The sequence below is a fragment of the Streptomyces sp. NPDC045470 genome, assembly GCF_040646595.1.
Lineage (GTDB): Bacteria > Actinomycetota > Actinomycetes > Streptomycetales > Streptomycetaceae > Streptomyces.
In genome coordinates, this window is the sequence record NZ_JBEZAN010000006.1 from 333639 (window position 1) to 351827 (window position 18189).

The 18189-nt window shown below is 73.6% G+C and carries 18 protein-coding genes; 9 read left to right on the plus strand and 9 right to left on the minus strand.

Annotated elements, in window-relative coordinates; all coding sequences use genetic code 11:
• Nucleotides 1-81: 81 nt before the first annotated feature.
• Nucleotides 82-1005 carry an alpha/beta hydrolase gene (locus AB0A97_RS20605; protein WP_361151739.1) on the minus strand — a complete coding sequence of 308 codons (924 nt, stop codon included), beginning with the start codon at nucleotides 1003-1005 and terminating at the stop codon, nucleotides 82-84.
• A 122-nt stretch (nucleotides 1006-1127) separates the two neighbouring features.
• On the opposite strand from AB0A97_RS20605, the gene AB0A97_RS20610 reads away from it, so the two are divergent.
• The gene (locus AB0A97_RS20610; protein WP_361151742.1) at nucleotides 1128-1520 is read left to right on the plus strand and encodes a MerR family transcriptional regulator; all 393 of its coding nucleotides are present in this window, start codon (nucleotides 1128-1130) and stop codon (nucleotides 1518-1520) included.
• 36 nt (nucleotides 1521-1556) lie between these two features.
• On the opposite strand, the gene AB0A97_RS20615 is transcribed toward AB0A97_RS20610, so the two are convergent.
• Nucleotides 1557-2441 (minus strand): helix-turn-helix transcriptional regulator, encoded by an 885-nt coding sequence (locus AB0A97_RS20615; RefSeq protein ID WP_361151744.1) that lies wholly within the window; start codon nucleotides 2439-2441, stop codon nucleotides 1557-1559.
• Between the two features lie 165 nt (nucleotides 2442-2606).
• On the opposite strand from AB0A97_RS20615, the gene AB0A97_RS20620 reads away from it, so the two are divergent.
• On the plus strand, nucleotides 2607-4310 hold the full coding sequence (locus tag AB0A97_RS20620; RefSeq protein WP_361151746.1) for an AMP-binding protein: 1704 nt from the start codon (nucleotides 2607-2609) through the stop codon (nucleotides 4308-4310).
• Nucleotides 4307-6055, plus strand: coding sequence for an AMP-binding protein (locus AB0A97_RS20625; RefSeq protein WP_361151747.1), 1749 nt, complete (start codon nucleotides 4307-4309; stop codon nucleotides 6053-6055). Before AB0A97_RS20620 ends, AB0A97_RS20625 begins: the two co-directional genes overlap by 4 nt.
• A 45-nt stretch (nucleotides 6056-6100) precedes the next feature.
• On the opposite strand, the gene AB0A97_RS20630 is transcribed toward AB0A97_RS20625, so the two are convergent.
• The 6 genes from AB0A97_RS20630 to AB0A97_RS20655 all read right to left on the minus strand — a co-directional run bounded on the left by AB0A97_RS20630 (nucleotide 6101) and on the right by AB0A97_RS20655 (nucleotide 11801).
• On the minus strand, nucleotides 6101-6475 hold the full coding sequence (locus tag AB0A97_RS20630) for an MmcQ/YjbR family DNA-binding protein (protein WP_361151750.1): 375 nt from the start codon (nucleotides 6473-6475) through the stop codon (nucleotides 6101-6103).
• Between the two features lie 53 nt (nucleotides 6476-6528).
• Entirely contained in the window at nucleotides 6529-7572 is a 1044-nt protein-coding gene (locus tag AB0A97_RS20635) for a CopD family protein (protein ID WP_361151753.1), read from the minus strand.
• Nucleotides 7573-7682: 110 nt separating this feature from the next.
• Nucleotides 7683-8210, minus strand: coding sequence for a GNAT family N-acetyltransferase (locus AB0A97_RS20640; RefSeq protein ID WP_361151756.1), 528 nt, complete (start codon nucleotides 8208-8210; stop codon nucleotides 7683-7685).
• 502 nt (nucleotides 8211-8712) lie between these two features.
• Nucleotides 8713-10395: a hypothetical protein gene (locus AB0A97_RS20645; protein WP_361151759.1), complete on the minus strand. Its 1683-nt coding sequence runs from the start codon at nucleotides 10393-10395 to the stop codon at nucleotides 8713-8715.
• Entirely contained in the window at nucleotides 10392-11096 is a 705-nt protein-coding gene (locus AB0A97_RS20650; RefSeq protein ID WP_361151761.1) for an ABC transporter ATP-binding protein, read from the minus strand. Before AB0A97_RS20650 ends, AB0A97_RS20645 begins: the two co-directional genes overlap by 4 nt.
• Nucleotides 11097-11135: 39 nt before the next feature.
• Complete coding sequence (locus tag AB0A97_RS20655) at nucleotides 11136-11801, minus strand: hypothetical protein (RefSeq protein WP_361151764.1); 666 nt, start codon at nucleotides 11799-11801, stop codon at nucleotides 11136-11138.
• 229 nt (nucleotides 11802-12030) lie between these two features.
• Here AB0A97_RS20655 and AB0A97_RS20660 point away from each other — a divergent pair, with 229 nt between their 5' ends.
• From AB0A97_RS20660 to AB0A97_RS20685, 6 genes are all read left to right on the plus strand, one after another.
• Entirely contained in the window at nucleotides 12031-12561 is a 531-nt protein-coding gene (locus AB0A97_RS20660; protein WP_361151766.1) for a hypothetical protein, read from the plus strand.
• 110 nt (nucleotides 12562-12671) lie between these two features.
• The gene (locus tag AB0A97_RS20665; RefSeq protein WP_361151768.1) at nucleotides 12672-13562 is read left to right on the plus strand and encodes a DUF4097 family beta strand repeat-containing protein; all 891 of its coding nucleotides are present in this window, start codon (nucleotides 12672-12674) and stop codon (nucleotides 13560-13562) included.
• Between the two features lie 42 nt (nucleotides 13563-13604).
• Nucleotides 13605-14618 carry an ATP-binding cassette domain-containing protein gene (locus tag AB0A97_RS20670; protein ID WP_361151770.1) on the plus strand — a complete coding sequence of 338 codons (1014 nt, stop codon included), beginning with the start codon at nucleotides 13605-13607 and terminating at the stop codon, nucleotides 14616-14618.
• The gene (locus AB0A97_RS20675) at nucleotides 14618-15409 is read left to right on the plus strand and encodes an ABC transporter permease (protein WP_361151772.1); all 792 of its coding nucleotides are present in this window, start codon (nucleotides 14618-14620) and stop codon (nucleotides 15407-15409) included. The genes AB0A97_RS20670 and AB0A97_RS20675 overlap by 1 nt, the downstream gene beginning before the upstream one ends.
• Nucleotides 15410-15494: 85 nt before the next feature.
• On the plus strand, nucleotides 15495-16763 hold the full coding sequence (locus AB0A97_RS20680) for a cytochrome P450 (RefSeq protein ID WP_361151775.1): 1269 nt from the start codon (nucleotides 15495-15497) through the stop codon (nucleotides 16761-16763).
• Nucleotides 16764-16766: 3 nt separating this feature from the next.
• Nucleotides 16767-17000 carry a ferredoxin gene (locus tag AB0A97_RS20685; RefSeq protein ID WP_361151778.1) on the plus strand — a complete coding sequence of 78 codons (234 nt, stop codon included), beginning with the start codon at nucleotides 16767-16769 and terminating at the stop codon, nucleotides 16998-17000.
• A gap of 101 nt (nucleotides 17001-17101) precedes the next feature.
• On the opposite strand, the gene AB0A97_RS20690 is transcribed toward AB0A97_RS20685, so the two are convergent.
• Nucleotides 17102-17836: a hypothetical protein gene (locus AB0A97_RS20690; protein WP_361151781.1), complete on the minus strand. Its 735-nt coding sequence runs from the start codon at nucleotides 17834-17836 to the stop codon at nucleotides 17102-17104.
• Nucleotides 17837-18189: the final 353 nt, after the last annotated feature.

Sequence of the window (18189 nt, forward strand, 5' to 3'; positions counted from 1 at the left end):
GAGGGCGGGGCTCTCGTGCCCCGTCCTCGGCCGTGCTGTGTCCAGTCCAGCCCAGCCCAGCCCCGCCCTCCCGTGGCGCGCTCACACAGCGGGCAGGTGTGCCTCGGCGAAGGCGACGGCGTCGGCGACGGCTCGGTCGGCGGCGGGCAGGTGACCGGTGAGCAGATGCCACACGTGTCCCATCCCCGGTGCGACGTCCAGACGGACGGACACGGCGTCCTCGGCCAGCTTGGCGGCCAGTCGGACGGCGTCGCTGAGCATGACCTCGTGACCGCCGACCTGGATCAGGACCGGCGGCAGCCCGCGGGTGCCGGCGAAGACGGGGGAGGCCAGCGGGCTGCTCGGCGGGGCGCTGCCCAGGAAGACGTCCGCGGCACGGCGCAGCCCCGCACGGCTGACGGACGGATCGACGCCGTCGAGGGTGCGCATCGTCGCCCCCGTATGTTCGAGGTTCGCCCAGGGCGAGACGGCGATCGAGGCGGCCGGCCGGGGAAGTCCCCGGTCGCGAGCCGCGACGAGGACGCTGACCGCCATCGCGCCGCCGGCCGAGTCGCCGGCGAACACCACGTTCTCGGGCGCGGCGCCCTGCTTCAGCAGCCAGCCGTAGGCCGTGACGGCGTCGTCGACGGCGGCGGGGAAGACCGCCTCGGGCGCGAGCCGGTAGTCCGGCACCAGAACGCGGGCGCGCAGCCGCCGGGCGAGTTCGCCGGTCAGGCCACGGTAGCCCTGCGGGTCGCCGACGAGGTAGGCACCGCCGTGCAGGTAGACCAGGTACCGGCCGGGGACGGCGTCCGCGGGGACCGCCGACTCGGCGGGCACCCCGTCGGCGTCCACCGGGGTGAACGTCACGCCGTCCGGCGCCGGAAAGCAGTCCTGGAAGAACTGCCGGTAGGCGAGCCGGACGTCCTCCAGGCTGTCGGGCCCCTGCCCGGCGGCCGCGTCGAGGACGCCGCTGCTGCGAGCCGCCCATTCCCGGTAGAACGCGGGGACATCGATCGTGACCATACTGGTCCTCCTCCTGCGCAGACGCACCGCGGCCGCGTTCCGGCCGCCCCGCGAGTCTCGGACCTTCACATCGATGGGAAGGTCAAGCGGAGGGCCGGAAGCGGAGCCGTAGGCTCAGGCGCATGAGGATCGGAGAGTTGGCAGAGCGCACCGGCACCTCCCGGCGTCTGCTGCGCTACTACGAGGAACAGCGGCTGATCACGCCGGGACGGTCCGGCAACGGCTACCGTGCGTACGAGGAAGCACACGTGGGCCGCGTACTGCAGATCAAGGGACTCCTCGACGCCGGGCTGCCGACCCGGATCATCCGGCAGATCCTGCCCTGCCTGGCCGAGCCCCGGAGCATCCACTTCGACGATCTGACACCGGAGATGACGGGCATTCTGGAGCAGGAACACGATCAGCTCAGCCGGCGCATCGACTGCCTGACCCGCAACCGGGACGCGATCGCCGACTACCTGCGGACGGTACGGGGCATGCGGGCCGCCGCCGGTTCCCCCGGCCGGGCGGACTGACCGACAGCCACGGCCCCGCAGGAACCGCCACCCGGCTCACGGCAGCAGCCCCGCCCGGCGCGCCGCCACCACCGCCTGGAGCCGCGAGTGCACCCCCAGCTTGCGCATGGCGGACCGCAGGTAGCTCTTGACCGTCTCCGGGCGCAGGCCCAGCCGTTCCGCCGTCATCGCGTTGGTCGCGCCGGAGGCCACGCACGCCAGGACGTCCACCTCGCGCGGCGCCAGCACCGGGCCGTCCGGCCGGCCGTGCCCGCCCGGCGTCCGGCCGTGCCCGTCGCCCGTACGGCCGCGCCCGGGAGCGGACGCCGCCGCCAGCCGTCCGCACGCCGCCAGCAACTCGTGCCGCAGCACCGGGTCGGCGACGCGCTGGGCCAGACCCCGCAGGTCGCCGTGTGCCTCCCGGACCTCCTCCCAGGCCGCCGGATCGGCGGCCGCGGGCTGCCGGGCGACCGACAGCAGCCGCTGCGCCTCGTCCTGGAGCAGCAGGGCCTGCTCCAGCTCGCGGGCCGCTTCCATCGCGGCGGACAGCGGGCGGTCGCCGAGCTGTACGGGGTGGCGCAGCGCCCCGTACAGCACCCCGCGCACCCGCCGCCGCACGACGACCGGCACCGCGAGCACGGAACACAGTCCCTCGGCCGCCACGGCGGCGTCGTACTCGTGGCTGATGACGGCGGACGCGTGGTAGTCGGTCACCGCGAAGGGGCGGGTGAGCTCGGCCGCCTTGCCGCCGAGGCCGTTGCCGTGCCGGACGGCCAGGCCGTGCAGCGCGGCGGTTCCGGCACCCGTCAGCTCGCTGATGCGGTAGCGGCCGGTGCCGTCCCGCAGCCCGCCGAACGCCACCGGCAGCCCGCTCGTCCGCCGCAGCCGCAGCAGCGCCGCCCGTACGTCGGCGGACCCGCCGCACTCCGATTCGACCCGCACGCCGAAACCTCCGCTTCCCCCCGTTCGGGGGTGGTGAGACCTGCGTCACTGATTACACGATGGCGGTAGGCGGTGCGGCAATGAGGAGGACACATGGCGGACACGGATACGACAGGTGCGACGGGTGGTACGGACGGTATGGGTGGGGTTAAGGGGGTTACGGAAGTGACGGGAGAGAGGACGTCCTCGGGTCCCACCGCCGAGTTCCGCGCGGCGCGGGACTTCCTCCTCCGCCACCGCGAGGACTACGACGCCGCCCGCGCGGGCTTCACCTGGCCCCGCCCCGCGTACTTCAACTGGGCGCTGGACTGGTTCGACCACATCGCCGACGGCAACGGCCGCACCGCCCTGCACATCGTCGAGGAGGACGGCACCCACACCCGCCGCACCTTCGACGAACTGCGCCGCGTCTCGGACCGGGCCGCCAACTGGCTGGCCGCGCAGGGCGTGCGCGCCGGCGACCGGATCGTGGTCATGCTCGGCAACCAGGCCGAGCTGTGGGAGACCGCCCTCGCGGCGATGAAGCTGCGCGCCGTCGTCATCCCCGCCACCCCGCTGCTCGGCCCGCTCGACCTGGCCGACCGCGTCGAGCGGGGCCGGGCCCGGCACGTGCTCGTACGGGCCGCGGACACCGGCAAGTTCGCCGGCGTGCCCGGCGACTACACCCGGATCGCGGTGGGCGGGGACGCCGGGACGGCCGCCGCGGGCTGGCTCGCCTACGAGGACGCGTACACCGCCCCCGAGACGTACGAGCCCACGGGCCCCACCCGGGCCGACGACCCCCTGATGCTCTACTTCACCTCCGGCACCACGGCCCGCCCGAAACTCGTCGAGCACACCCACACGTCCTACCCCGTCGGCCACTTGGCGACGATGTACTGGATCGGCCTGAAACCCGGCGACGTCCACCTGAACATCTCCTCACCCGGTTGGGCCAAGCACGCCTGGTCCAATCTCTTCGCCCCCTGGAACGCCGAAGCCACCGTCTTCATCCACAACTACACCCGCTTCGACGCGGCCCGGCTGACGGCCGAGATGGACCGGGCCGGCGTCACCAGCTTCTGCGCCCCGCCGACCGTGTGGCGGATGCTCATCCAGGCCGACCTGACCGCGCTGAAGAACCCGCCGCGGGAGATCGTCGCGGCCGGCGAGCCGCTCAACCCGGAGATCATCGAACGGGTACGGGAGGCGTGGGGCGTCACCATCCGCGACGGCTTCGGGCAGACCGAGACCGCCGTCCAGGTCGCCAACACCCCGGGCCAGCCCCTCAAACCGGGCTCCATGGGCCGTCCCACCCCCGGCTTCGAGGTCGTCCTGCTGGACCCGGTCACCGGCGAGCCCGCCGACGAGGGCGAGATCGCCCTGGACCTGTCGGCCCGGCCGGTCGGACTGACCACCGGCTACCACGGCGACCCGGAGCGCACCGCCGAGGCGATGGCCGACGGCTACTACCGCACCGGCGACATCGGTTCGCGTGACGCCGACGGCTACATTTTCTACACGGGCCGGAGCGACGACGTCTTCAAGGCATCCGACTACAAGATCTCACCCTTCGAGCTGGAGAGCGCACTGCTGGAGCACGAAGCGGTCGCCGAGGCCGCCGTGGTGCCGGCGCCGGACCCGGTACGGCTGGCCGTACCCAAGGCGTACGTGGTGCTGGCGGCCGGCTGGGAGCCTGGACCGGAGACCGCGGCGGAGCTCTTCGCGCACTCCCGCGCGGTGCTCGCCCCGTACAAGCGGGTCAAGCGGCTGGAGTTCGCCGACCTGCCCAAGACGGTCTCGGGCAAGATCCGCCGTGTGGAACTGCGCGAGCGCACCGCCGAAGAGGGCGGCGGCGCCGCCGAGTACCGAGAGGAAGACCACCGATGACCGACATGAGCAGGCCGCCGAGCCACCCGCCGGGACCGCGGGAGAGCGGCACGGAGCGCCGCCCGGAGGCGTACGCGCGGGGGGAGAGCGACCGGCCGCTGCTCGACCGCACCATCGGCGCCGACCTGGACCGGGCGATCGGCCGGTTCGGCGACCGCGAGGCGCTGGTCGACGTGGCGGGCGGGCGCCGCTGGACCTACGCGGAGCTGGGCCGGGCGGTGGACGAGGTGGCGCTCGGGCTGCTCGCCAAGGGCGTCCGCAAGGGCGACCGGGTCGGCATCTGGGCGCCCAACTGCCCCGAGTGGGTGCTGGTGCAGTACGCCACCGCCCGCATCGGCGCCATCATGGTCAACATCAATCCCGCCTACCGGGTGCACGAATTGGCGTACGTGCTCAAGCAGGCCGGGATGAGCGTGCTGGTCTCCGCCGTCGCGCACAGGAGCAGCGACTACCGGCGGATGATCGAACAGGTGCGGGCCGAGAGCCGGGCCCTGCGCGACGTGGTCTACATCGACGACCCCACCTGGGACGGTCTGCTGGCCGCCGGCGCCGGGGTGCCGCGGGAGAAGCTCGCCGCCTGCGCGAAGGAACTGTCGCCGTACGACCCGGTCAACATCCAGTACACCTCCGGCACCACCGGCTTCCCCAAGGGCGCCACCCTCTCCCACCACAACATCCTCAACAACGGCTTCTGGGTGGGCGAGACGGTCGGCTACACCGAGCACGACCGGGTCTGTCTGCCGGTGCCCTTCTACCACTGCTTCGGCATGGTCATGGGCAACCTCGGCGCCACCTCGCACGGTGCCTGCATCGTCATCCCGGCCCCCGCCTTCGACGCGCCGGCCACCCTGCGGGCCGTCCAGGAGGAGCGCTGCACGTCCCTGTACGGCGTACCGACGATGTTCATCGCCGAACTGGACCACCCGGACTTCGCCTCGTACGATCTGTCGTCGCTGCGCACCGGCATCATGGCGGGCTCGCCGTGTCCCGAGGAGGTGATGCGGCGGGTCGTCTCCGAGATGCACATGGCCGAGGTCTCCATCTGCTACGGCATGACCGAGACGTCCCCGGTCTCCACCCAGACCCGGCGCGACGACGACCTGGCGCACCGCACCGGCACGGTGGGCCGGGTGCTGCCGCACATCGAGGTCAAGGTGGTGGACCCGGCAACCGGCGCGACGGTACCGCGCGGCGAGCCGGGCGAACTGTGCACCCGCGGCTACAGCGTGATGCTGGGCTACTGGGAGGAGCCGGAGCGCACCGACGAGGCGATCGACGCGGAGCGCTGGATGCACACCGGCGACCTCGCGGTGATGAACGACGACGGGTACGTGCGGATCGTCGGCCGCATCAAGGACATGATCATCCGGGGTGGTGAGAACGTCTACCCGCGCGAGATCGAGGAGTTCCTCCACACCCATCCCAAGATCGCGGACGTGCAGGTGGTCGGCGTCCCGGACGCCAAGTACGGCGAGGAGATCGCCGCCTGCGTCATCCTGCGCGACACCGCGGACGGGCTCACCCGCGACGAGCTGGCCCGCTTCTGCCGCTCCCGCCTGGCGCACTACAAGGTGCCGCGGTACGTACACGTCCTCGACACCTTCCCGATGACGGTCAGCGGCAAGGTCAGGAAGATCGAGCTGCGGGAGCGGCTGGCGGCGCGGCTGACGCCGGAACCGGAGGCCGCGGCCGCACCGGCCGTCGCTCCGGAACCGTCCGGTCCCGTCGAAGCGGCGCACACCTGACGGCCGGACGCAACGGCCGGCACGGCCGGGCCGCGCGCCCTGGGATCAGGCGTGGCCCGGCCAGTCCAGCACGAGCTGCTGCGCACGCGGCAGCCGCGCGACGATGAGGTCGTACGAGTCCTCGATCATGTCCAGGACCAGCCGGTCGTCCAGTGTCCCTGTCAGTGAGACGGTGTTCCAGTGCCGCTTGTTGAGGTGGTGGCCCGGCACGACCTCGGGGTGCGCGGCCCGCAGCCGCTCCGCCAGGTCCGGATCGCACTTCAGGCTCACACTCAGCGGCCCGGCGTCCAGGCTGCTCAACGCGAAGATCTTCCCGCCGACCTTGAACGTGCACACCTCCTGGTTCCGGGGGAACGGGAACTCCTCGACCGCCCCGTTGAAGCCCAGGCAGACGGCCCGCAGCCGCTTCGCATCGAACATGCGGCCATTATCGCGCGCGAGCGGCACGGAAATGCGTGCGCACGGCGCGAGCCTCACGGCGCGGGCGGCAGCGGTACGGCGGTCAGAACGGCGGAAACCAGCACCACCGCGGCCAGCGCCACCACCTCCGCACGGGCCGGCCCGGTCGCCGCCCCCGGCAGCGCCACCTCCCGCCGCAACCGCCTGCGGGCTACCAGCGCCAGCCCGCTCACCACCAGGACGAGCACGAGTTTGACCAGCAGGACACGGCCGTACGCCGTGCCGAACGTCTCCGCGAGCGGCAGCCGGCGCAGTGTGCTGCACACACCGGTCACCGTGATCGCGGCGAACAGCAGCGCCGCCGGCCGCGCGTACCGCAGCAGCAACTCCCGCCCCGCCGCCGCGTCGTGCCGCCAGTGCCACCGGATCCGCAGCACGTGCAGCAGGCCGCCGGCCCACAGTGCCGTCGAGGTCAGGTGGGCGAGGGTGAGCGCGACGCCGATCTCCGGCGTGTCCGTCTCGGGGTGGGCCCGCAGCGCCTCGCCGATGACGACGGCGGCCAGCGGAACACCCGCCCATCCCGGACGGCCGGAGGCGGCACACAAGGCGGCGAGCAGAAAGGCGTTGGCTTCCAGGAGGGCCGACAGGCCGGGCCGGGTGGCGTACGCGTCGACCAGAGCCGGCCCCGACAGCCCCGCCAGAGGCGATCCGCGCCCCGCGATCAGCAGCAACTGCCCCACGGCCACCGCCGCTCCCACCCACGCGGCCCGTTTCGACCAGCCCCGCGGCAACCCGGCCGACGCGCCCCGCACACCCCGCGCGAGCCACGCCCCGGCCAGCTCGCCGGCCTGCACGCACAGCGCGGCCAGCAGCACCGCCCGCAGCAGCGCGGTGCCCCCGTCCCCGGGCAATCGGATCTCGTACGACTCGTCGACCACGAGCCCCGTACCGAGCAGGGGCACCAGGACGGCGACGCAGCCCGCCGCGGTGACGGCACAGACCCGCCGAGCGGGGGAGAGGCGCGCGGGCGCCCCGTCCGCGCCGGACACACCGCCGCCGTCGCCGCCCGTCGCGACAGGTTCGGGGGTGGGCGGTGAGACCGGTTGACGTGGATTCATCCCGCGATGGTCCCCGTCAGCCGAAGCGCCGGGCAACAGGGACGCACCGGCGAGTCACGCGACCAGGCCATCGGCCTCCGGCCGCCCGAGTCAGCCACCCCCTGCTCGCGTCAACCGTCCCGCCGCATGCAGACCCGCTTCCACCGGTCCAGCCCCAGCTCCGCCTCCCGGCGCCGGATCTCGCGCAGGCCCCGGGTGAGATCGGTGTCGGCCAGGACACGGAAGCCGAGCCGGGCGTAGTACGGGGCGTTCCACGGCACGTCCGCGAAGGTGGTGAGGGTGACCGACGGCAGCCCGCTGTCCCGCCGGGCCCGCTCGATGAGCGCCCGGCCGAGCCCGCGCCGCGCGCCGTCCGGGTGGACGGACACCTGCTCGATGTGCGCGCAGCCGTCGACCGGCTCCCAGAGCAGGTACGCGAGCGGCACACCGCCCGGTGCCACCCCGGCACAGGCGACCAGCGCCCGCCCCGCCTCCTGACAGCGCGCCAACTCCGGCAGCGAAGGCGGCTCGTCGTCGGCGATCGGCCCCATGCCCACGGCACGGAACGCCTCCCCGGCCGCACGCTCGATGTCGCGCAGGACGGGGAGGTCGTCGGGCACGGCCGGGCGGACGACGGGGCGGGGCTCCATGACGTTCATGGACATACCGTCGCAGGTGCCCCGGCGCACGGCAGCCGATTTTCGGATGCGGTTCTGCCTGCGGACGTGTCCGCGAGGTCGAGCACGCTTTCCTCGCCACCGGAGTTCACCCGGTGCAGCAGAATCCCGACCTGGACCGCAGCCGCCGGCGCGCCCGGCGTTCCTCCACGGTGGACCACCGGGCCACGGAACGGTACCGGTGGTGCCGGGGGCCCACCTGGCGCGGACGGGAAGCGGCCGTGGCCTCCCGGGCGTGCGCCGCTTCGGCCGGGCTGCGGGCGCTGTACCCGAGATCGCGGACGACCACGGGACGCCAAGGGCCGCCCGCGGTCCGGCGTCCCCGTTCCGGCTGCGGGAAGGGGAACAGTGATGGGCGGTACGTGCCACGGGCCCCGTCGGTAACCCGCCAGGCACCTCCTGGCGGGTTACCGGAATCCAGGCCCGCGCGTTCGTCGCTCACGTACGCGCCCCTGCCGCCCGCGGCAGCCCTGACGGTGTCGAGTCAGTGTTTGACGAGCCGGTCCGCCGAGCGCACCACGAAGCACAGCAGACCGGCCGTGAGCAGGGCCGCCACGGTGGCCACGGAGGCCACGGACCGAGGGTCGAGGCCGTGGCCGAGGGCCGCGTTCAGGACGAGGACGAGGCCGGTGACCGACACGAGCGGTCCGGCGGCGTACCACGCGGCGAACACGAACGGTCCCGGGCCGCCCATCGGAGTGGCGCCGCCGACGAACAGCAGGTCGGTACGGGCCGGTCCGCGGCACGCGCCGAAGACCGCCGCCGCCGCGAACGGCACCGCGCACAGCGGCATGAGCAGGAGCGTCCACGCCGCGCCGGCCACCGCGTACGGCACGGCCGCGAGCAGGCCCAGCAGCGCGCCGAGCACCGCGGGCACGATCGCGTGATGCAGCATCAGCGTCCGCAGCCGGAACGGGGACCAGGCCGCCCGCCGTACGTTGTCGGTCTCCAGGCGGGCCGGTTCGGCGAGGGCGCCGACCGCCGCGTAGCCGCACAGCAGTCCCACGGCCAGGCCGAGGACGCGTTTCTCGCCCGCCGTCGCCGCGCCGAGCCCCGCCGCCGAGGCGGCAGCGGCCGTCCAGGCGACGGCGCGGCCCAGCCTTCCGGGCGCGCGCAGCAGGGCCAGCAGGTCGCGCCAGACGACGACCAGGTGCCGGTTCCGCGGTGCCGGCAGGCGGACCCAGCGCTTCGGTTCGTCGCCGCCGGCCTCCAGGACAGCCAGTTTCGCGGCCCGCAGTTCCAGGGCGAACACCCCGGACGTGACGGCCGTGGCCGTCGCCGCGCGGCTGCGCAGTTGGGCGTTGGGTACGTGGGCGGCGTCCCGGTGGGCGTACCGGACGGCCGCGGCGGTCACGGCCGCGAGGAGCACGGTCGCAACCGGCCATCCGTGCGCCGGTCCGCCCGTCACGGACACCACCGGCTGCGCCGCCCAGCCCCACGGGCCGGACCACAGTTCGGCCCGTTCCAGGGGCGCCCAGCGGTGGCCGGCGCCGGCCAGGGCGGCCTGGCCCGCGCCGAGGGCGCACAGCAGGGCCGCGGGTGCGGTCGCGCGCCGTACGTACGGTGCCAGGTGCGGCCTGCGCTCCACCGCCATGCCGAGTGAGACGGCCAGCAGCGGCAGACAGACCGCCGCCGGCAGCAGGGCCAGGAACCCACCGCCGAACGAGGCCTGACCGGTGACCTGAAGGACCACGGCCACGGCCGCCGCCACCAGCAGCCCCGCTGCCACGGCCAGTCCGGCGGAGCGACGGAAGCCGGGGCGCAGCACCGCTCCGCGCCGTACGGGCTGGGCGAGGAGCCAGCCGACGGAAGGCCCGGACACCACGACCGGCCCGCGCCACAGCGCGTCGCGCGCGGCGAGTACGGCCAGCCCGAGGGTGACGGCGACGAAGGCGGCCGGCAGGGTGCGCTGGAGGTCGGCGCCGAGGCTGCCGTGGTCCGCGCCGAGCTTGAGTTCGCGCAGGAAGCGGTGGGCGTAGCCGCTGCCGTACCCCAGGGCCGCGAGGACGACGCAGTAGACGAGGACGGCGCGGTCGCGGCGGCGCTGCCGGTGGTGGGCGCGGCGCTTGGCGCGCAGCCAGTGCAGCGTCTCGGCGGTGCGGTCGTCGTCGGCCTCGTTCCACACGGCCTGCTCCCCGGCCTCCTCCGCAGAATCGCGTACGGTCATGAGCGGACGCCCAGCTTCGCCAGTACCTCGGCCGGGCTGCCGGTTTCGACGACCTCGCCGTCCTCCAGCGCGATCATGCGGTCGGCGACCTCCAGGGCCAGCTCCGCCTGGTGCGTGGCGAGCAGGACGGCCACGCCGTCCGCCTTCTCGGCGACCAGCAGGGCAGCCAACCGCGCGCGGGCGTCGGGGTCCAGCCGCTGCTCGGGCTCGTCGAGGACGAGCAGGTCACGCGGCCGGACCAGCGCGGCGGCCAGCAGCAGCGACTGCAACTGGCCCGAGGAGAGCGAACCCGGCAGCGCGTGGGCGTGACCGGCCAGCCGGCGGTCGGCGAGCACCTGGTCGATCCATGCCTGGGCGTCGTCCACGGCATGCGCCACGGTGACGAGTTCCAGGTGTTCGCGGACGGTCAGGTCGGGGTAGCAGGCGACGCTGTCGCCGACCACCGCGACCCGCGCCCGTACCTCCGGGTCGTCCTCGGCGACCTTGCGGCCCGCGAACCGGGCCGTGCCGGTGGTCGGCGCGTCCCGGCCGCACGCGATGCGCAGCAGGGTGGACTTGCCGGACCCGTTGTGGCCGAACAGGGCCGTGCAGCTCCCGGCGGCCAGGTCGAGGTCGATCGGGTGCAGCGCCTGCCGGTCGCCGTAGCGACGGCTGACGCCGCGCAGTTGCAGCAGCGCGTTCGCGCTGGTCCTGGCCTTCATGGGGGTGCTTTCCGTCCGCGGGTCGGGTCGCCTCCGACCTTAGATCCCGTGTCCGGGGCGCGGCCGGGCGCCCGCCCAGGTACGCGGCAGGCCCGGCGGCGTCCGGCGTCCGGCAGCCGGGCCTGGCCGGGGTCGGTCCGCGCCGTCAGCCGACCAGTTCGTGGTCGCGCGGTACGAAGGCGCTGGGCGTACGCCTCCGGCATCCGGCTCACCCGGAACACCTCGTAGTCCGTCGCGAGGCCCGAGGTGGGGGAGCAGCGCGTCGTCGTCGTGGGTCCGGGAGAAGTCGACGAATGTCGCGATCTGGCCGGTGACCGGGACTTCGGCGCCGGGGTGGCGCAGGACGTGACCGGCCCGCCGGGAGCCGAGGCCGGGCTGGTGGCGGGCTTCCTTCGCCGCGTGCCTGGCGGCCTGGTGCTGACCGCGGGCACCGGGCGGCTTGCCGGAGACGTGCTCGCGGTCCCGGCGGCGTAGGACCTCGACCGGCGCTGAGCCGAGCAGCGCCGGTACGACGGTGAGGGCGACGAGGACGGCGACAGCGATGGCTACGGCGACAGTGTCCGCAGCGCTGGAAGGGCGGAAGAGGTGCAGGCCGAACGGGGCGGGCCTCGGCACGGACTCGGCGCGACGGCGGCGCGGCTTCGGCACGAGCGTCAGGCCGGTGTCGGTGGTCGGAGGAGTAATGGCGCCAGCCGGCGGCGGCATGGCGCCATAACGGCGTTTCGCTGGTGCAATGCCGTGATGCGGCGCGGGAAGCCCCTCCGTGCGCGCGGTGTCGCCGTGGTGTCGCTGTGGCGCCATTGCCAGCTTCGGCCTGTCAGTGCGGCATCAGGGCGCGCCGATTCACCCGTGAACCTGCTGGTCGCAGCCTTGAGCGACGAAAGAACGCCAATCTGGCTCGTCAGTGGTGCCATTGATGTGCCATGATGACGCCATGGACCTGACGCCCTACGTCGACAACCTCCGGCAGGAGCTGGCTGTCGCCGCGGAGACCGGCGGCGACGACTCCCGCGCCCTCGCCGAGCGGCTCGCCGCGCCCCTGGAATCCGCCGCCCGTCTGACCCTCCTGGACGCGCTGTCCGCCGCCATGGGCGAGGTCACGCGGGAACTGGCGCCGGGCTCGGTCGACGTACGGCTGCGGGGCCTGGACCCGGAGTTCGTGGTGACGGCGCCGCCCGTACCCGAACCGTTCCGGGAGGCGCGGGAGCCGGTCACGGCACCCGGCACGGCGATACCGTCACCGCCGCCCGCGGACCCCGACGACGGTGCCGTGGCGCGGATCAACTTCCGGCTCCCCGCCCACCTCAAGGTCCGAGCCGAGGGCGCCGCGACCGTGGAGGGTTTGTCGGTCAACGCCTGGCTGGTGCGGGCCGTGTCCACCGCCCTCGACGGCGGGGAGCGCGCCGGCCCGACGGACCGCGGCCCGGACCCGGACAACCAGGGCCTCGTCGGCTGGGCCCGCTAGAGCCCCGCCCCACCCCACTTCCACCGGCCGGGGACACCGGCCCCGCCGACCCGCTCAGCACCCGCCTCACCAGCGGGAACAACCACTCACGTCAAGAGGACGGGACAGCCATGCCTACGTTCGAGACCCCGGAACCGATCATCGCCACCCTGGAGCTGGACTGCGGCACCGCCCGCATCACCGCGGGCAAGCGCACCGACACCGTCGTGGAGGTGCTGCCGCGCAACGGAGCCGACGACAACGACATGCGCGCCGTGCAGCAGACCCAGGTCACCTGCTCGGGCGGTCGCCTCTCGGTCAAGACGCCCAAGAAGCGGTCCCTGTTCGGCAAGCCGGGCGCCGTCGAGGTGAGCGTCGAACTGCCCGCGGGGTCGGAGGTCCGGGGCTCCACGGGCATGGGCCACTTCCACTGCGCGGGCCGCTTCGGGAACGTCACGCTCAAGACCTCGCTCGGCGACCTCCAGATCGACGAGGTGGCCGGCGGCGACCTCAAGACCGACCTCGGCGACATCCGCCTGGACCGCTCGGCCGGACACATCGAGATCACCGGCGCGGGCCGGATCGAGGTCGGAGCCGTCACCGGTACGGCGACCGTCAAGAACGGCAACGGCGCGACCAGGATCGCCGAGGTCGCCGGGGACCTGAAGACCAGCGCGGCCAACGGTGACATCTCCGTCGGTACCGCGCACGGCAGCGTCGGCGCCAAGTGCGCCAACGGCCGCATCGACATCGACGTCGCCCTGGCCGGGGTCGACGCTTCCTCCTCCTGCGGCGGCATCCGCGTCGGCGACGTCGTCCGCGGCCGGATCGACCTGCGCACCTCCGTCGGCGACCTCCTCGTGGGCATTCACGAGGGCACCGCGGCCTGGCTCGACCTGAACACCAAGTACGGCGCCGTACGCAACGAACTCGGCTCCGCCGCCGGCCCCGCGGACTCCGACGAGACCGTCGAGGTGCACGCCCGTACCGCGACCGGTGACGTCGTCGTCCGTCGCGCCTGACCGCACGTACGCCCACCGCACCGCACCCGAAGGGACAGCGGCATGACCGTCACTCAGATCTCCGCGCCGATCGCCGTGGACACCACGGCACCGGCGATCGCCGCCACCGGACTGCGCAAGTCCTACGGCGACAAGCTCGTGCTCGACGGCATCGACCTGAACATCGCCGAAGGCACCATTTTCGCCCTGCTCGGGCCCAACGGCGCCGGCAAGACCACCACCGTGGAGATCCTCTCCACCCTCATCGACGCCGACGCGGGCGACGCCTGGATCGCGGGCCGCCATCTGACCCGGGCCGCCGACGCGGTGCGCTCCGCGATCGGCGTCACCGGCCAGTTCTCGGCCGTCGACAACCTGCTGACCGCCGAGGAGAACCTCCTCCTCATGGCGGACCTGCACCACCTCGACCGGCGCGAGGGCAAGCGGCGGGCCAAGGACCTGCTGCGCCGCTTCGACCTGTCCGAGGTGGCGCGCAAGACCGCCGCCACCTTCTCCGGCGGTATGCGGCGCAAGCTGGACCTGGCGATGACCCTGGTCGGCGATCCGCGGATCATCTTCCTCGACGAGCCCACCACCGGGCTCGACCCGCGCAGCCGCCGCACCATGTGGGAGATCATCCGGAACCTGGTCGCCGACGACGGCGTGACCATCTTCCTGACCACCCAGTACCTCGAAGAGGCCGACCAGCTCGCGGACCGCATCGCCGTGCTGGACCACGGCAAGCTGATCGCCGAGGGCACCGCCGACGAGCTCAAGCAGCGCATCCCCGGCGGCCACATCCGGGTGCGGTTCGCCGACGCCCGGGCCCTGGACACCGCCGCGGGCGTCTTCGGCCTCGCCACGCGGGACGAGGAAGCCCTCACCCTGCGGATCCCCGGCGACAGCTCCGTCACCACCCTGCGAGCCGTCCTGGACACCCTGGAGACGACCGCCGTACGGGCCGAGTCGCTCACCGTGCACACCCCCGATCTGGACGACGTGTTCCTGACCCTCACCGGTCAGCCCCGCCCCGCCGGCACCGCCGGCACCGCCGCACCGACCGAGGAGAACGTCTGATGGCCACCCTGTCCTACGCGGTCCGGGACTCCAGGACGATGCTGCGGCGCAACCTCAAGAAGGCGCTGCGCTACCCGTCCCTGACGCTCACCGTCGTCATCATGCCCGTCATGATGCTGCTGCTGTTCAACTACGCCTTCGGCACCGCCTTGGGCAGCGGCATCGGGGCGTCGGCCGCCGGGGGCGGCGAGTACATCGACTACCTTGCGCCCGGCATCATCCTGATGGCCGCCACCTCCGGCGCCCTGACCACCGCGATCAGCGTCTGCATGGACAAGACCGAAGGCATCGTCAACCGCTTCCGTACGATGCCGATCTCCCGCGCCTCGTTCCTGACCGGCCATGTCGTCGGCAGCCTGATCCAGACGATGATCAGCATCGTCCTCGTCGTCGCCGTCGCGCTCCTGGTGGGCTTCCGCCCCGCCGCCACCCCCGTCGAATGGCTCGCCGCCCTCGGCCTGCTCGCCCTGCTCACCCTGGCGCTGACCTGGCTCGCCGCCGGTATCGGCCTGGTCGCCAAGAACCCCGAGACGGCCAGCAACATCCCGATGCCGCTGACGTTCCTGCCGTTCCTCGGCAGTGCCATCGTGCCGACCGAGTCGATGCCGACCGCCCTGCGCTGGTTCGCCGAGTACCAGCCGTTCACGCCGATCATCGACACCCTGCGCGGCCTGTGGCTCGGCACGGAGATCGGCGGCAGCGCGGTCACCGGACTCGCCTGGTGCGTCGGCCTCACCCTGGTCGGCTACGTCTGGGCGCGCCGCACCTTCAAGTCCGGGGCCAAGCGCTGACACGGCCCCGCACCACCGGCTCCGAGCGGTGACCCGCCCCAGCCGCCAGCACGTTCACCAGCACCGACCACCACTGGAGAACCCCATGTCGCACGACCCGACAGCCGCCGGATCCCTTCCCGACACCACCGACCACCCCACCGACGACACCACCGCCGAAGAACTGCCCACCCTGCCCACCGACCGCCGCACCGGCTGCCCCTTCGACCCGCCCGCCGAACTCACCGCGCTGAGCGACGAGCCGCTGCGCCGCCTGCGCTACGTCGACGGGCACTCCGGCTGGCTGGCCACCGGACACGCGGCGGCCCGCGCGATCCTGTCCGACCCGCGCTTCAGCGCCCGTTACGAACACCTGCACCTGCCGATGCCGCTGTCCGGCATGGAGGGGGTGACGGAGATGCAGCCGGCACCGGTCGGTGACTTCCTCGGCCTCGACGCCCCCGAGCACACCCGCTTCCGGCGGCTGCTCACCGGCAAGTTCACGGTCCGCAGGATGCGCCAGCTCTCCGAGCGCGTCGCGCAGTTCACGGACGAGTGCCTGGACGCCATGGAGCAGGCCGGACCCTCCGTCGACCTGGTGGAGGCGTTCGCGCGGCCGATACCCGCGCTCGTGATCTGCGAACTGCTCGGCGTGCCGTACGCGGACCGGGACCGCTTCCAGCAGCACGTGGCGACCCTCTTCGACCAGGCGGCGGACGTGGCGGCGAAGGGCGAGGCGTTCGCCGCCGTCGGCCGGTTCATGGGGGAACTCGTGGCCGCCAAGCGCGCCGCGCCGACCGACGATCTGCTCAGCGATCTTACCTCCTCCGACCTCACGGAGGAGGAACTGATCGGAGTCGGCGGGGTGCTGCTGGCCGCCGGACTCGACACCACCGCGAACATGCTCGGCCTCGGCACCTTCGCCCTGCTGAGCAACCCCGACCAACTGACGGCCCTGAGCGCCGACCCGGGCCTCGCGGAGCAGACCGTCGAGGAACTGCTGCGCTACCTCAGCGTGGCCGACCCCATCCTGCGCTCCGCCCTCGAAGACGTCGAGGTGGAAGGCCGGCTGGTCGAGGCCGGTGAGACGGTGACCGTTTCGGTCCAGGCCGCCAACCGCGACCCGCGCAGGTTCCCCGGCCCCGACCGGCTGGACATCCACCGCAAGGCCACCGGACACCTGGCCTTCGGCCACGGCGCCCACCAGTGCCTCGGCCAGCAGCTCGCCCGCGTAGAGATGGCCGTCGCGTTCCCGGCGCTCCTCGCCCGCTTCCCCACCCTGCGCCTCGCGGTGCCGCCGCACGAGGTGCCGCTGCGCGACCGCGCCAACATCTACGGCGTGGTCAGCCTGCCCGTCACCTGGGACAAGGAGTAGCCCATGAGCGACCCACGCGAACCGCTGCGCCTCGGCGCCGACCGTGACCGCTGCGTAGGCGCCGGCATGTGCGCCCTGACGGCGCCCGGCGTCTTCGACCAGGACGACGAGGAGGGTCTGGTGGTCGTCCTGGACGCCGCGCCGGCCCCCGGACACCGGGCCGCCGCCCGGATGGCCGCCGGCCTCTGCCCGGCCGGAGCCATCACCGTGGCCTCCGCGGAGGCCGAGGGCCCGTAGCACCGGGGCAGCCCCGGACCGAGAACCCCGCACCGCGCGCCGGTGGGGGGCTCTCGTGTGCCCGACGGCCGTCCCCCCGGCACCGGATCGGCGCGGCCGCCCTACCGGCCCGTACCGTCCCTGATCAGTTCGTCGGCCGGGTCGTTGACCGGCTGCGGGGTGCCCGTGAGGTCCATGACGAACAGCGGTATGTGCAGTGCGTCGGCGCGGGCGCGGGCGTCGCGGGAGTAGCCCGCCAGGGAGAAGCAGACGGCGACCGCGGAGTCGTTGAGCGCGTTGAGCCACAGGCACTCGACCTCCCGCAGCTTGGTCGCGCGGGTCGTCGGGTCGACCTGGGCCACCAGCCCGGAGCCGCGCAGATCCACGCCCGACGTGGTGCGTTCCGGCACCCGCGCGATGTCGGTGAAGCCCAGCCATTTCAGGTACTGGGCGGCGGCGGTGACACAGTCGCCGGCCGTACGGATGGTGACCGGACGGAAGGCGGGACGCAGCACCGGCGGCCGGCGGGGCGGCCCGCCGGGCGGTGCCGACGCGGGGCCGCCGGGGGCGGGCGGGTCGGGCGGCGGCGGGTTCGGTACCGGTACGACGGGGACGCGTACCACCGTCCCGCACGCGCAGCCGGACTCCGGCGCCGGCCACTCGTCGAGCCGTCCGCAGGTCTCGCAGCGCACCTCCACCCAGGAGCTCTGCCACGTCCGGTGCAGGATCTCCACGGGTATGCCGCCGCGCAGCACCGGCAGGGTCAGCGGGGCGCCGCACGCGCACGGGAAGGTGGGCGGGGTGAACGCGTTCTCGCGGCGGCACGTCGGGCAGCGCACCGGCACGCTGTCGGCCATGGCGGCTCCTGGCAGGTAGGTCGGCAGACAGGTTCTGCTGCTGCCGTCCATGGTCCTCCACCGGCTCGCGCCGGGGAGGCTCAGGGTGCGAGGCCGACATTACCGCAGACATATGCGCGCGGACCCGGCTTTCCGCGATCGTGCGGCAGGGCAGGGCCCGTGGGCGATGGTGCCGCCCGGCGGCACGGGAGATGGGCGCGACAGGACAATCGCACCGCCGGGCGGAGCTTCGGGGGAGGGAGAGAGAAGCAGCGCGACGCGGGCTCCGCGGCGCTGTCGGGGAGACGGACCGTCCTTCCTTCGGACGGGCACGACCACCGCACCGGTGTCTCCCGGGGAACCGGGCCGCGCGG